11 protein-coding genes are annotated in these 14,589 nt (G+C 68.3%); 2 read left to right on the top strand and 9 right to left on the bottom strand.

All coding sequences use genetic code 11. The features are described from left to right. Positions 1-67 precede the first annotated feature (67 nt). The 8 genes from AB0367_RS27935 to AB0367_RS27900 all read right to left on the bottom strand — a co-directional run bounded on the left by AB0367_RS27935 (position 68) and on the right by AB0367_RS27900 (position 12,717). A complete protein-coding gene (locus AB0367_RS27935) occupies positions 68-2,095 on the bottom strand; it encodes a dipeptide/oligopeptide/nickel ABC transporter permease/ATP-binding protein (RefSeq protein ID WP_366229417.1) in 2,028 nt (675 codons plus the stop codon). Beyond that, complete coding sequence (locus AB0367_RS27930) at positions 2,011-3,054, bottom strand: ABC transporter permease (protein WP_366229416.1); 1,044 nt, start codon at positions 3,052-3,054, stop codon at positions 2,011-2,013. The genes AB0367_RS27935 and AB0367_RS27930 overlap by 85 nt, the downstream gene beginning before the upstream one ends. Continuing rightward, complete coding sequence (locus AB0367_RS27925) at positions 3,039-4,544, bottom strand: ABC transporter substrate-binding protein (protein ID WP_366229415.1); 1,506 nt, start codon at positions 4,542-4,544, stop codon at positions 3,039-3,041. The genes AB0367_RS27930 and AB0367_RS27925 overlap by 16 nt, the downstream gene beginning before the upstream one ends. 140 nt (positions 4,545-4,684) lie before the next feature. After that, complete coding sequence (locus AB0367_RS27920; protein ID WP_366229414.1) at positions 4,685-6,052, bottom strand: LLM class flavin-dependent oxidoreductase; 1,368 nt, start codon at positions 6,050-6,052, stop codon at positions 4,685-4,687. Beyond that, positions 6,052-7,287, bottom strand: coding sequence for an acyl-CoA dehydrogenase family protein (locus AB0367_RS27915; RefSeq protein WP_366229413.1), 1,236 nt, complete (start codon positions 7,285-7,287; stop codon positions 6,052-6,054). Before AB0367_RS27915 ends, AB0367_RS27920 begins: the two co-directional genes overlap by 1 nt. Beyond that, complete coding sequence (locus AB0367_RS27910; RefSeq protein ID WP_366229412.1) at positions 7,284-8,459, bottom strand: LLM class flavin-dependent oxidoreductase; 1,176 nt, start codon at positions 8,457-8,459, stop codon at positions 7,284-7,286. The genes AB0367_RS27915 and AB0367_RS27910 overlap by 4 nt, the downstream gene beginning before the upstream one ends. Before the next feature lie 51 nt (positions 8,460-8,510). Continuing rightward, positions 8,511-9,704 (bottom strand): SfnB family sulfur acquisition oxidoreductase, encoded by a 1,194-nt coding sequence (locus tag AB0367_RS27905; RefSeq protein WP_366229411.1) that lies wholly within the window; start codon positions 9,702-9,704, stop codon positions 8,511-8,513. Between the two features lie 451 nt (positions 9,705-10,155). Then, on the bottom strand, positions 10,156-12,717 hold the full coding sequence (locus AB0367_RS27900; protein WP_366229410.1) for a cation-transporting P-type ATPase: 2,562 nt from the start codon (positions 12,715-12,717) through the stop codon (positions 10,156-10,158). Positions 12,718-12,923: 206 nt separating this feature from the next. Here AB0367_RS27900 and AB0367_RS27895 point away from each other — a divergent pair, with 206 nt between their 5' ends. Continuing rightward, positions 12,924-13,088, top strand: coding sequence for a hypothetical protein (locus AB0367_RS27895; RefSeq protein WP_366229409.1), 165 nt, complete (start codon positions 12,924-12,926; stop codon positions 13,086-13,088). Beyond that, positions 13,085-13,549 carry a cyclic nucleotide-binding domain-containing protein gene (locus AB0367_RS27890; RefSeq protein WP_366229408.1) on the top strand — a complete coding sequence of 155 codons (465 nt, stop codon included), beginning with the start codon at positions 13,085-13,087 and terminating at the stop codon, positions 13,547-13,549. The genes AB0367_RS27895 and AB0367_RS27890 overlap by 4 nt, the downstream gene beginning before the upstream one ends. A gap of 53 nt (positions 13,550-13,602) precedes the next feature. Here the strand turns inward: AB0367_RS27890 and AB0367_RS27885 are convergent, their stop codons facing one another. Then, entirely contained in the window at positions 13,603-14,481 is an 879-nt protein-coding gene (locus tag AB0367_RS27885; RefSeq protein ID WP_366229407.1) for a universal stress protein, read from the bottom strand. Positions 14,482-14,589 lie beyond the last annotated feature (108 nt).

The following is a 14,589-nucleotide window of genomic DNA, read 5'->3' as shown; positions in this document are numbered from 1 at the left end:
GTTCCGGCCGCGTCGGTATCGCACCTCTAGGTTGCGGACATCAAGCAAGAAGGGCGATGTTGGGTCGCTAGACATTGCTCACCTGATCGTGTCTGATGCAGCGTGCACTTCGCTGGCCGGGAAGTGGGATCATCGGTATGACCCCAGCCTCACACTCCTTGCGGACGAAGGCGCAGCGGGCCGCGAAGTGGCAACCGGACGGCCACGTTCCCGGCGGTGGGACGCTTCCGGGAATCACCTGCAGCGGCTTGCCGGCTGGCGCGTTGTGCGGATTCGAGGCCAAAAGTGCGCGGGTGTAGGGATGGACCGGATCGGCGAAGATAGTCGCGATGGGACCTCGCTCGACAACTTCTCCCGCGTACATCACCGCCACGTCGTCGCATACCTCGGCGACGACTGCCAAGTCGTGGGTGATCAATAGGACCGATGTGTCTCGGGTCGCCGTGATCTCGCGCAGCAGGTCCAGAATCCCCGACTGCACCGTGCTGTCGAGTGCGGTGGTGGGCTCGTCTGCGATGAGTAGTGCAGGATCGCCGGCTAAGGCGCGAGCGATCGACACCCGCTGAGCCATGCCGCCGGAGAGTTCGTGCGGGAACGAACGTGCGACAGCCTGAGGCTCGGGTAAGTGCACCGCCTCCAGCAGGGCGCGGGTCCGGTGCCGGGCTTCGCGACGGGTCATATCGTGGTGGCGGCGGATCGCTTCCCGAATCTGGGAGCCCACTCGGAAAGACGGATCCAGGCTGCTCATTGGATGCTGGGAGACGAAGGCGATCTCGCGCCCCCGCAGGCGGCGCATGGAGCGCTGGGAAAGTGCCGTGAGCTCATGCCCGGCAAAGCGGATCGCGCCGGCTGACACCCGTCCGCTGCCGGGCAGCAGTCCCAGGATCGAGGTTGCCGTAATTGTCTTTCCGCACCCTGATTCACCGACCAAGCCAAGTATCTTGCCCTTCTCGAGACTCAGGTTGACATCACGGAGTACTTGGACAGTGCCGCCGGGAGTGTCGAACACTACGCTCAAGTCGGAGATCGAGAGGAGGGCAGCGTCCTGCTCGATCGAACCGGACCGATCGACGGGGCGCGGGTCGGGGCCGTGCGCGGTCCGGTGGTGGGCACGCCTCGGCGGGCGGTTTCCCGCCCAGGCCTGCGTGATGTTGTCACGGAGCGCGTCGGATAGCTGCGTGAGGCTGATGATGGTGAGCGCGATCGCGATGCCCGGCGGCCAGATCAGCCACGGATCTTGAATGATGACGCTGGCACCGTCGGCGATCATGCCGCCCCAGCTGGGTGCGGGCGCGGCAACAAGGAGGTTGAGGAAGGCCAGTCCGGTCTGCGCGGTCAGCGCGAAGCAGGCCAGCAGTGAGGCTTGCACGATCACCGCTCCGGCGATGCGGGGCAGCACGTGCCGGCTGATGATGTAGGAGCCGGACAGACCCGAGACGCGGGCTGATTGAATGTAGGCCTGATCAGTGACCGACATCGTCGCCGTGCGTACCACGCGCATGAGAGCGGGAGCTTGCAGAAGCCCGAGCGTGCACATCGCAGCGAGCATGTTGCTCCGGAAGACCGACAGCACCACGATGACGATGATGATCGCCGGAACTGAGAAGACAAGATCGGCCAACCAGCCAACGACTCGATCAAATCGTCCCCGAAAGTATCCGGCGGCCAGGCCGAGCGGGAGACCAAGAGCGAGGACCACGATCATGGCCTCCACGACGCCGAGCAGCGTGACTCGGCTGCCGACAAGGAGCCGGTCCAGGACGTCACGGCCGAGCGTGTCGGTGCCTAGCAGATGCTCGCCGCTCGGGCCCTGGCGGACCGATGCGAGATCCCCTGCGTGCTGGGTCGCGACGTCCGGCAGGAGCAGCGGAGCGAGAACGCCGGTCGCCACCGCGCCGAGTAACCAGAGCACGGCGATCGCGGTAGCCGGCCGGCGCAGCAGCCGCGTGACAAGATTGCCTGGCACGGGTGTGGCGTGGCGAGTCGGTGACTCCATATTGTCCTCGCTGCTTACCACGTCGCGCTCCGGGGATTGAGGGCCATGCAGATGAAATCGATCAGCAGGTTGATCACGACGACGAAGATCGTGAAGCACACCGCGACGCCTTGCACCAGCGGCAGGTCATGCTGCACGGCGGCCGATACGATCAACGAGCCCAGGCCCGGTAAGGCGTAGACGTTCTCGACGAGCACACTGCCGCCCAGCATCACGACGGCCTGTACTCCGAGCACGGTCGCTATCCGCGGCGCGATGTTCTTGAAAGCGTGCCGGAACAGAATCGATCGCTCAGGTATGCCGTTGCTGCGTGCGTCGTGCACGAACTCACTATTGAGCACGTCGAGCAGTGCTTCACGGGTCTGCTTGGCAAGGACGGCGATTCCGTGCAATGACAACGCTGTTACAGGTAGGATCAGGGATCGCAGCCAGCCGGTCAGGGACTGTTCGGGACTGACATATCCAATCGCGGGTAGCCACCGGAGTTTCACTGCGAATATGGCGACCAGCTCGACGCCGATCCAGAAGGCGGGCATCGCGAACCCGATCACAGCGACGAGGTCGGCCAGCCGGCCCAGCCCGAACCGACCCGTCACCGACAGCATTCCGAGCCCGACGCCGGCGATCAGGCTGACCAGCAGCGCACCCCCGATGAGCCAAAGTGTGACCGGTAGCCGCTGGACGATCATCTCGCTGACCGCTTGACCGCTGAAGAGGGATCGACCAAGGTCTCCTTGGAGGGCTTGCCCGAGCCAATGACCGTACTGCTTGTAGACCGGCTCGTTGAGACCCAGTGTGTGTCGAAGGTTGTCGTACGCCTCGGGTGGAGCGGTCGGCCCGAGGATGCTCACGGCCGCGTCGCCGGGCGTGAGCGACACGAGCAGGTAGCTCAATGCCGACACCAACATCAGCAGCGGTACCGCGAGCGCGACCCGCTGGCCGACGAGCGTGACCAGCGGGCGTCTCATGAACTGGTGGGCCGGGCGGACCCGGGTCAGCAGCGGATTGCCGCGGCTATTTTGACCCGGGTCGCCCGACGTCGTTAGTTCGGCGACCATTCGGTTGGAAGCGGCGATGAGCTCGCCGGCGAGAACTTTACGCCGGTGACGTGTTTGGCCACGTACCAGTGCGCGACGGTGCTGGCGATGGGCAGCTGGTAGGCCTCGGTGACTACTCGCGCGGTCATCTGCTTCCAATAGGGCGCCGGATCGGCCGCCGCTGACCCATCCTGCCAGAGTTTGTCGAGCGTCGGATCGTTCCAGCCCGGGTGATTGAGCACCGCTTTTGGAGCGAAGTCGAAGCCGTACAGCTGGAACATCGGCACGTTGGGGTTCTGCAGGAAACCAGCAGCCGGATAGGTGCCTCCCACGAGCAGCTTGACGTGCTCGCTCTGCGTCGCATTGTTCTTCACGGTCAACTTGACGCCCACCTTGCTCAGGTCTTGAGCAACTGCCTCGGTGAGGGGGCAGCCCGCGGCGCCGTAGTAAACAGGGCAGATCACATTGAGGCTGAACCCGTTCCCGTACCCGGCGGCCGACAGCAGGGCCTTGGCCTTGTCCGGGTCATAGCTGTAGTAGTCGTCGTAGCTGGGGTCGTAGCCGTCCGTCGTGATCGGCTGGGAGGTCGGTATCGCTCCCTTGCCGAGCACCCCAGATGCGATCGCCTTGCGGTCCACGGCATAATTCAGCGCCTGACGGACCCGGACGTCGGCTAGGGCCGGCGAAGTCGTGCCGCTGCGATCGATGATGAGGATGCCGGCCCAGCCGAAGGGTCCGCTGACCACGTTGAATCCAGCCGAGGAAGCGGCCTCGGCCGTGCTGACATCGCCGCTGGCCACATCGAGCTGATTGGACTGCAAAGCCGCGAGCATGGTCGACGCCTGCGGGATGATCTTGACGGTGACTTTGTTGTATTTGATCTTCGACTGGTCGTAGTAGTGCTTGTTCGGGACGAAGGTGTAATGGTCGTTGGCGACCGACTCTGAGGGCACGACTTGATACGGCCCGGCTCCGGCCGGATTGGTGGCCAGGCTCGCCGGATCGGCGACCGCGGCCGGACTGGCGACGAAGCCGATGTTGAAGACCTCGCTGAGCAGGTACGGCACGATCGGGTTCGGTGAGGACAAGTGCAGGACCACGGTGTGGTCGTCGGTGGTGTCGATGGAGCTGATGGGGATGGACTTGGCGAACGATCCGCCGGCCTTGGCGAAGTACTCCAGCCAGCCCTTCACCGCCTGCGACGTGACCGGGCTGCCGTCAGAGAACTTGGCGTCTTGTCGCAGGGTGAACTGGAACTGGGTATTGCCCGAGCCGACATAGTGCCACGAGGTCGCCAGACCGGGACTGACGGATCCGTCGGGCTGGATGTGGGTGATCGCGGCGTTAGTCAGCGCCGAGATCTGGGTCGAGGATCCGCTGCCGTTGACGGCGGGATTCAGGCTCGTCCCAGCGGTCTGCAGGCCGATCCTCAGCTCTGTCTTGCCGGCGCTGCCGGAGGAGGCGTCCGTGCTGCCGCCGCCGCACGCGGTCAGGACGGCGATTCCTGTCACCGCGGCGAGAGCGCCCGCGGCTGCTCGCAGCCAGCGTGGTTTCTCCCCGGAAGCTCGAAGTCGTGTGGAGCGTTGGGCGTTTCGCATAAGGCCGTCCGATTCATCGTTGGGGTTGGGTCCATGGCGCGGGCACATCGGTGTCACCGAATGTCCGCGTTCGTGAAGGCGCCGCGGTAGGCGGCCGCCGGGTGGCGATCGTTGATCAAGTCGGTGCCGAACAGCTTGCGGCGCAGAGTGCCGGGAACGTATTCGCGTTGCGCCAGGCCGCGTTCACGCAGGACGGGCATGACGTGGTCGATGAAGTCCTCGTACGAGCCGGGGATGTGCCAGTTGAACATGTTGACACCATCGATGCCGGCCCGTTGCCATACGACGAGCTGGTCGGCTATCTGCTCCGGAGTGCCGACGATTCGCGCGGTGGAGGCGATCAGCCGGCCGACATCGGCGATGACCGGTTCGCGGTCGGTGACACTGCGCCGTAGCCAATCGAGCAGGCCGATGCTGCCGTTAGTGTCGATGGCCGACAGTGGGGTATCAGGTGGGTAGAACGTGCCGTCCGGACGGGCTCCGTAGCTTCGGTGAGTCTGGTAACCGTCGAGGCTGATATAGCTTTCAATCTCGCTTTCCTTGCGGCGCGCTTCCTCTTCGGTGCTGCCCACCACAAAGGCAAAGCCCTGATAGAACTTGATGTCGTCCGCACGGCGGCCAGCACGGACCGCGAGTTCGCGGGTCTCGCGGATGCCTTCGGCGGCGACCTGGGGTGTGGGAGCGATAATGAAGATCGCTTCGGCGTGCTCGGCGGCGAAGGCCTTGCCGGCAGCCGAGGCGCCCGCCTGGTAGAGCACCGGAGTCCGTTGCGGCGATGGCGAAGGCAGGTGCGGGCCGTCGACACGGTAACGAGGTCCACGATGGTTGATTTTGTGGATCTTCGCGGCGTCGGCGAAGATTCCGCGTTGCTTGTCTCGCACTAGGGCGTCGGGATCCCAGGACCCTTCCCAAAGCTTGTAAACGACGTCAACGTATTCGCGGGCCCAGTCGTAGCGGTCGTCGTGCGGAGGAAGATTGTCGAGGTTGAAGTTACGCGCTGCACCTTCGAGGGTACCGGTCACAATGTTCCAGGCCACGCGGCCATTGGAGATGTGGTCTAGCGTCGACATCTGCCGCGCGAACTGGAACGGGTGTTGCTGCAGGACGTTGCTGGTGAACGCCAGCCCGAGATGTTCGGTGTTGACGGCGAGCGCGGACAGCAGGACCGCCGGGTCGTTGCTCGGGATCTGGAGCCCTTCCCGCGCATGCACCTCATAACTGCCGTCGGCGGGGCCGTAGAGACCGACGACATCAGCGAAGAAGATGGCGTCAAACAGGCCACCTTCGAGGCGCTTGGCCAGATCGGTCCAAAGCCGCACGTCGTTGAAGTCGGCTTGGCGGGCGGCAGGATGCCGCCACTGCCCGTGATGAACATGCGAGCCGGTGTTCATGACGAAGGCGTTGAATCGCAGATGGGTCATCAGTCGCTTCCCTCGGCTCGGGGCTCGACGTGCGGCGTGAAGCCGATCATCGACAGGGAGCCGTCATTGAGCAGGTGGTTGCCGAGGGCCCGCGCACGAAACACCTCGGGATTGTGGGTGGCGATCGTGCGGGCATTGCGCCAATGCCGATCCAATGCCCGGCTCTGGCTCGTGGCTGATGCACCGCAGGCCCGGAACAGCTCCGTCGCCGCGCGAAGCGTCAGATCGATCACGGGCCCCTGGGACAGAAAGACCGCGGCGTCGGCCGCAGCGTAGTCCGCATCGGTCGCTGACTCCCGCTGCTCGAGTACCTGCAACTTCTCGATGGCCCGGGCCGACTCGTGCACCGCCGCCGTCGCGGCGTGGGCGTAGCCGGCGATCTCGCCGACCACCTGCTGGATCTGCGGATCGTACCGGGGGAGTTCGACCAGCGCCCCGTGACCGCTTCGGCTGCGCTGGCGGACGAAGGCGACCGCATCATCCCGGACGGCCTGCGCGATACCCGCCAGCGTCGCCAGCAGCACAAGCTGAAATATGGCCGGTCGCGTGTTCAACGGCAGCAGTCCCGTCGGAGCCAGCGCGACGTGGTCGGCTTGAACGGGAGCGTCAGCGAACACGGTCGTCCCGCTGCCGGTGAGCCGTTGACCGAATCCATCCCAGTCGTCGTCGCGTCGGACTTCGGGAGACCGCGCGGGGACCAGTGCGGTGGCGTATCGGCCGTCGGCGAACCCGTTAGCGAAGATCCAGTCGGCGAAGATGCTGCCCGTGCTGTAGTACTTCGTCCCGGTTATCGTCCAGCCGTCGCCGGCCCTGACGATGCGGGTGTCCGGCTCGGACAGATTACCGGTGCGTTCGCTGACGGCGTTGCCGATGAGGGCACCGGTGACGAGTTGGGAAATCCAGAAGTCACGGGCAGGCATCTTCGGCGTCGCGAGCACATGCTCAACGAAGCCGATGTGCCCACGCAGAAGTTGAGGCAGGTTGGAATCGGCCCGGGCGAGTTCGATCAGCACGTCGATCAGCTCGGTGAAGCTAAGTCCGCCACCGCCCTGTTCCACCGGCACCCTGAGGGAAGCGAAGCCCGCGGCTCGGAGGGACTCGACCGCCGCGTAGGGCAGTTCACGCTGAATTTCGCGCTCGACCGCGCCCTCAGCAATGTCCACCAGAATCGGTCTGAGCCGGTCGGATACGGATCGCAGCCGATCAGCCGGGTCCGTGGTCGGGGTCGCGGTCACTGAGCCACCGCCGGCAGGAAGGGAGCGTGGCGGTGCTCGGCCCGACTACCGGCCGGGTCGATCACTAGTCCGCGCTGGACGAGCTTGGGTAGCACGCCCTCGCCGAACCAGTACAGCTCCTCCAAGTGCGGGTAACCGGACAAGACGAACTCCTCGATTCCTAGTGCGGCATACTCGGCGATGCGGTCGGCGACCTCGTAGTGGCTGCCGACCAGGGCCGTGCCGGCGCCGCCACGGACAAGACCAACCCCGGCCCAGAGATTCGGGGCAATCTCCAGCGAGTGCGCGTCGCGCCAATTCCCGATCGCGCGCGCGGACTCATGCAGTGCACGCATCCGGGCCTGCCCCGTGGACTCGCTACGCTCGAGCCCAAGCTGGGCCTGCTGGACCACGCCATCGTCCAAGGAGTCGAGCAGCAGCTGCGCTTGACGCCAGGCATCCTCAGACCTATCTCGAGTGATCACGTGCAGACGGATGCCGAAGCGAACGGTGCGACCTTGTCCGGTGGCCAGATCTCTTATCCAGGCGACCTTCTCGGCCACCGCGGCGGGAGGCTCGCCCCAGGTGAGATAGACATCGGCGTGTTCGGCGGCTACCGGTCCGGCAGCCGAGGAGGAACCGCCGAAGTACAGCGGCGGTACCGGATCCGGCAAGGTGGGCAGTGTCGCCGACTCCAGCGACAGATGGGCGCCATGATGCGTGACCGTCTCTCCACGCCACAATGCGCGGACCACCATCAAAAACTCGTTGCAACGCGCGTAGCGACCTTCCTTGTCCAGGTAGTCGCCGTACGCCCTCTGCTCATGCGGCTCACCACCCGTTACGACGTTCAGGAGCAGCCGACCGGGAGCGTGCGCAGAGAAGGTCGCAGCCATCTGCGCGGCGAGCATCGGGCTGATCAACCCCGGTCGAAAGGCAACTAAAAAGGCGAGCCGTTGCGACTCCCGAGCGAGCATGGCCGTCGTGAGCCACGCGTCCTCGCACCACGCGCCGGTCGGGGTGAGTGCACCCCGGAAACCGAAGTCTTCGGCCGCCCGGGCGATGGACGACAGATAGCCGATGCTGGCTCGGCGATCGCCCGACGCAGCCCCGGCGGCCAGACCGTGGCCTCCGCCCACGATGAAACGGGAGTCACCGTAGGTGGGCAGAAACCAGTGAAAATCAAGAGTCACTTCGGTCGTTCCCTTTGCAGTCGCTGGTCATGTTCTCGGAGGAAGCCGTGTTCAGAGCAACCCGTGCCGAGGCGGCGGGGTTCCGTTGAGCAGCCACCGGCCGACGTGTTGGACCTTCCACCGCGTCGGGTCATGAAGGGTGTGCGTCCGCGCGTCACGCCAGAAACGGTCCAGATTGAGCGCAGACGCAGCCGAGCGAGTCCCGCCCAGTTCGAAGAGCGCCGAGGACGCCTCAACCGCGGCGCGCGCGCAGGCCACCTTGGCCGTCGCGGTCGCAATCGACGCGCTCGCGGTGCTCTGCTCCGTAGGATCAAGTCGGGCGACCTGAACCGCGTCGGCCGCGACGGCAAGAAGCGCCTCGGCGCCGCGGACGACGATCTCGAGCTCACCCGCCTGCTGCACGAGCAGGCTGTCGTCAGAGGCGCGGTCGGCGCCGCTCTCGAACCATGCGCGAGCCTGACGCACCTGAACGACGGCAGCATCCACGGCGGCGCGGGCAATGCCGGCGTCCAGGGCTGCATGCAAGACCTGGGCAAACGAGCCGTAACTGGTCGGCCGATCAAAGATCGGCGTGTAAGGTACGACAGCGCTCTCACTGACGTGCACGTCAGAGAACCGAACGGTTCCGCTCGCCGTGGTGCGCTGACCTATTCCGTTCCAGTCGTCCTCGATTGACACCCCGGCTGTGTCGGCGCGTAGGTATGCGATCGCCTTGATGGGTAGTCCGTTCGCCGCAATTGGGCTGCCCGGCAGACTTGCACGGACCGCCAGCCAGTGCGCCGTCAACGATCCAGTCGCGTAGAACTTCTCGCCCGATAGCCGATATCCCTCTTCGTCGCGGAGTAGTGCGGTGGCATCCTCGACGATCGTTCGGCTCGCCCGCTCGGACTGAGCATTTGCGAACCGGCGCCCTGCCAGCGCCTCGGCGAAGAAGAAGGCCTGCTGCTCCGCCGTCCCTTGCAGGCGTAACACCTCCAAGAACACGAAGTGGCTGTGCGGGATCTGTCCGACACTCGGGTCGGCCTGCGCCAGCAGCCGGAAGACCTCGACCAATGTCACCACGTTGACGTCGGGCCCGCCGAACGCCTTTGGCACGGTGAGCCCGAACAGGCCGGCATCCGACAGCAGGTCAAGCTCGGCAAGAGGAAGGCGCCGACCGCCGTCGCGCTCTGAGGCGGTCCGCGCGAATGTCGCCGCGAGCGCGCTCGCCACCTCGACGGCTGCGAGGTCGGACTCAATCGGCACAACTGACCTCACAGTTGTATCCATTGCAACGTTCTCCTTGGGCAAGCTAGGGGATGCGGCGGACTTCAAGCGTGTTGACGCTTCGTGTCTGGCCAGCTAGATCTGCCGACAACGACCGCAAGCCGGGAGTCTGGCACGCGGACCAGCGGGCACCGCGGAGGGAATGGCGCCCAAGCGCCGCCACACAGTGCTGGCGATGGCTGGAGCTACCTCGTGGAGGCAGCTCGACATCGGCTCCAGGGGAGGGAGAACCGGAGGCGGGTGACCATGGCCACCCGATTCTCTAGTTTCCCTATAGGCATGCTTCCGATCGTAGCGATCTTGACGGCCGTCGTCGAATAGGATCCGCCGAGCCCGCGATAGGTTTTTCCTTGCGGGGGACCGGCGTGAACAGGGCGACCATCATGTGAATCGAACAACTGGAATATCTGCTTCGCGGCTTGCTCATCCGTCAGAAAACTCGACCGGCGCTGCGGACCTCCGTGGCCCGCCGCGGCGGGCGACGCGACGAGCGCACCGCGGCGAAGGTGACGAGACCCGGCACGGCGGCGAAGCCGAGGCACACGGACAGTTCCCGCAGCGTCAGCGCCTCGGTGCCGAGCAGTGCCCGCAGCGGCGGCAGCCACAGGGCGCCGAGTTGCAGCGCCAGGGACAGCGCGACCGCGACGTCGAGGCTCCAGTTGCGTCGCCGGCCGCCGCGGGTGCGCAGGCCGAGCGCCACCCCCAGCTGCGCGAGCCCGAGCACGGTGAACAGCACGCTCTGCCACGGCCCGCCGCTGTGCCGGGCCCACAGCGCCGCGCCGAGCGCCACCAGCGTGATGAGTGTGCCGGTCAGGGCGATGCGCCCGGTGAGCCCGCCGAGGATCGCCTCGCCGGGGTGGCGGGGCGGGCGTCGCATCAGCCCGTCGGCGGCGGGCTCGCCGCCGAGCGCGACGCCGGGCAGGCCGTGCGTGTTCATGTTGATCCAGAGGATCTGGGCCGGTAGCAGCGGCACCGCGAGGCCGAGCCACGGCCCGGCGAGCATGATGGCCACCTCGGCCGCCCCGCCGGACAGGGCGTACACCAGGAAGCGGCGGATGTTGGCGTAGATGCGCCGGCCCTCCCGCACGGCGTGGCCGATGGTGGCGAGGTTGTCGTCGGCCAGGACCAGGTCGGCGGCCTGACGTGCCGCCTCGGTGCCGCCGCGGCCCATCGCGACGCCGATGTCGGCCCGGCGCAGCGCCGGCGCGTCGTTGACGCCGTCGCCGGTCATCGCGACGACGGCGCCGTCGCGCTGCAGGCGCTGGATGATGGTGAGCTTCTGTTCCGGGCTGGTCCGGGCGTACACGGTGGTGCCCGGGTCGGCGGTGCCGGCCGCGTCGCCGGTGGCCACGCGCGGCGGCCCGTCGGTCAGGCCGACCCGGTCGGCGATCGCGGCGGCGGTCGCCGGATGGTCGCCGGTGATCAGGACGAGGTCGATGCCGGCGTCGTGGAACGCCGCCACGGTCGCCGCCGTCTCCGGGCGGACCGGATCGGCGAGCACCGCCAGGCCGAGCAGGTCCAGGTCGTGCTCGGCGTCGTCGACGGCGGGCCGGTCGGCGCGGTGCGCCCCGGCCACGGCCAGCACGCGGTAGCCGGACCCGGACAGCTCCGCGGCCGCCTCGGCGAGGAGGACCGCCCGCCGCCGGTCCTCCTCGCCGATGCGCAGCGGCCCGCCGGGGCGCAGCAGGACGTCGGGGGCGCCCTTGCACACGACGACGTAGCCGCCGGCCGGACGGCGGTGGACCGTGGTCATACGCCGCCGGTCCGCGTCGAACGGCACCTCGTCGACGCGGGGCAACAGGTCGCGGGCGTCGAGCCCGACGCCGCAGCGGGCGGCGGCGACGAGCAGCGCCGCCTCCATCGGGTCGCCGACCGGCCGCCACGTGGGATGCTCGCCGTCGGGCGGGGCGAGGCCGGCGTCGTTGCACAGCACGATCGCCTCGGCGAGCCGTCGCGCCCGGGGGTCGGGTGCCGGCGCGGCGGTACCGTCCGGGTCGTACCCCCGCCCGGTGAGCGTGACGGCCGCGAGATCCGGCAGCAGCAGCCGGTCGACGCTCATCACGCCTTCGGTCAGCGTGCCGGTCTTGTCCGTGGCCAGCGTCGTGATGGAGCCGAGGGTCTCCACGGCGGGCAGGCGGCGCACGATGGCCGCCTGCCGGGCCATGCGGTGCGCGCCGAGCGCCAGGGCGAGGGTCACGACGGCCGGCAGCGACTCGGGCACCGCCGCCACGGTGAGGCTGACCGCGGCGAGCAGCATCTCACCGAACGGTTCGCCGCGGGCCACGCCCACGGCGAGCACCACGCCGGACAGCGTGATCGCGACGACGGCCAAGACCTTGCCGAGCCCGGCGAGTCGCCGCTGCAGCGGCGTCGCGCGGCGCGGCTGCCCGGACACCAGGGCGGCGATGCGCCCGAGGGCGCTGTCGGCGCCGATGCGGGTCACCTCGCCGACGGCGTGGCCGGTGGCGGTGACGGTACCGGCGGCCAGCTCCTCTCCGTCGCTCCTGGTCACCGGCATCGACTCGCCGGTCAGGGCCGCCTCGTCGACGGACAGCCGGACGGCCCGCGCGACGCGCAGGTCGGCCGGGACGATGTCGCCGGCCTCGACGCGGACCACGTCGCCGGGCACGAGTTCGGCGGCCGGGACGGTCGTGTCGGCGCCGTCGCGGCGGACCCGGGCCGACGGTGCGGCCATGTGCTGCAGCGCCGCCACCGCGCGGTCGGCCCGGATCTCCTGCACCACGCCGACGGCCGTGTTGAGCACGACGACCAGCAGGATGACGATGAGATCGCTGACGTCGCGCAGCAGTGCGGTCACCACCATGGCCGCGAGCAGCACAATGACGAGCGGGTCGCGCAGCTGCGCGCCGACCCGCACCGCGACGGAGGGTGGCCTGGCGACGGGAAGCTCGTTGCGGCCGAACCGGCGCCGGCGTTCGGCGACCTCGGCATCGGTGAGTCCGGACGGGACGATCGTCGTAGGGGCCGTCATGATTCCACGATGGCGGCCGGACGGTGTTCGGTTCAGGGGCGAAGGTCACGCCACGGCGGGCACCAGGTTCAATCGAGCCCCGAACCCGGCCCCGGGCGGCCGCTGAGCACCCGTCCCGCCGAGTAGGGCCGAACGGCCCTACTCGGGCCCGGTTCGGCGCGGGTGTCATGGGGAAACATGGAACGAAACGGCTCCCTTACTCGACCGTGAGTTCGGCCGCGGGTCCGCCCATCCGGCACGACTCGCTCGGCGAGTCCGGGTGCGTCGGCTGCGGCCGCTGCATCTGCTGGTGCCCGGCCGGCATCGACGTGACCGCGGAGCTGCACGCCCTGGACGTCAACCCGCCCGCGACCACCGAGGAGCCGACATGATCACCACCACGTACGATCTGATGGTCACTCATCCGTTCCTCGCGGGCATGTCGCCGCAGCACGTCGAGCGCCTGTCGCGCTGGGGGTGCCGGGCCCCGTTCAAGGCCGGGACCCGCATCTTCGAGGAGAACGGCCGGGCCGAGCGCTTCTGGCTCGTCCGTGACGGCCACGTCAACCTGGACATCCGGGTGCCCGGCCGCGGCGACGTCGTCGTCGAGACGATCGGGCCCGGCACCGTCGTCGGATGGTCCTGGCTCTTCCCGCCGTACCGCTGGCATTTCGGTGCGGTGACCGTCGACCCGGTGCTCGCCATCGCGCTCGACGGTCCGGGCGTGCGCCGGCTGTGCGACGCCGATCCGGAACTCGGCTACGAGCTCATCAAGCGCTTCATGGCCGTCGTCGTGGCGCGCATGCAGGCCACCCGCATTCGCCTGCTCGACCTGTCCCAGGCCCCGGTGTGACGACGACGCCGGTCACTCCCCGCGCACGTGTGAGACCTGCGGGGCGTGCCCGGTCAGTGGACCACGGCCACCGGGCACTCGGCGTGCCGGACGACCGCCTGGCTCACCGAGCCCAGCAGCATGCCGGCGAGGCCGCCATGGCCGCGCGAGCCCACGACGAGCAGCTGCGCGCCGGCTGACAGTTCGGTGAGCACCACCCCCGGGGAGCCGTCGAGCACCGTGCGCTGGACGTCGACGTCGGGGTAGCGCTCCGACCAGCCGCACGTCGACTCCGCCAGCGCCCGGCGCTCGTCCTCGCGCAGGTCGTCTGGCTCGTGCCCCGGCGCGTGTATCCGGCTGCGAGCGGCGAACCTCGACAACACGTGGGCGTAGACGGCGGTGAGGCCGGTGCGGCGGGCCGCCGCCTGCTCGAACGCGAACCGCAGCGCCCGCTCGGCGTCGTGAGCGGCGTCGATGCCGACGAGGATCCGGCCGGCCGCGGTGTCGGGCCGCCCGCCGCCATGGTGGGTGACGACGACGGGGCAGGCGGCCTGTGCGGAGACCGCGATACTGACGGACCCGAGCAGCAGGCCGGCGAAGCCGCCGAGGCCGCGGCTGCCGACCACCACCGTGTCGGCGTGCTCGGCGGCGGACAGGAGGGCCGTGGCCGGCTGCCGCATGGGCATGTCGCTGGTGACCGCGAGGCCCGGCGCGAGCGTCCGCGCCCGAGCCACCGACCCGGCGAGCATCCGCTCGGCCGCCGCGCGTGTCTCGTCGTCGTACGGCGAGGGCACCGGTGGCGGAAACGGGCCGTACACGGTCGGCAACTGGAACGCGTGGACGACGTGCAGCGGCCGGTGCCGGCGCGACGCGTCGCAGGCGGCCCACGTGAGGGCCTCGAAGCTCTCCGGGGAGCCGTCGACGCCGACGACCACTCTCGTGTCCGTACCCATGGCACCCTCTCCGTCGCGGTGTGCCGCTCGATGTCCTCGCCGCGCGAGGACGCGAGTTCCCTTCCAGCGTTCCGCGAACGGGGCCCGCACCGGTAGGGATCACCGCAC

Source organism: Dactylosporangium sp. NPDC051484, from assembly GCF_040689395.1.
Taxonomy (GTDB): Bacteria; Actinomycetota; Actinomycetes; order Mycobacteriales; family Micromonosporaceae; genus Dactylosporangium.
Note: the sequence above shows the minus strand (reverse complement) of the source record. Positions and strands in the feature narration are given on the sequence as shown.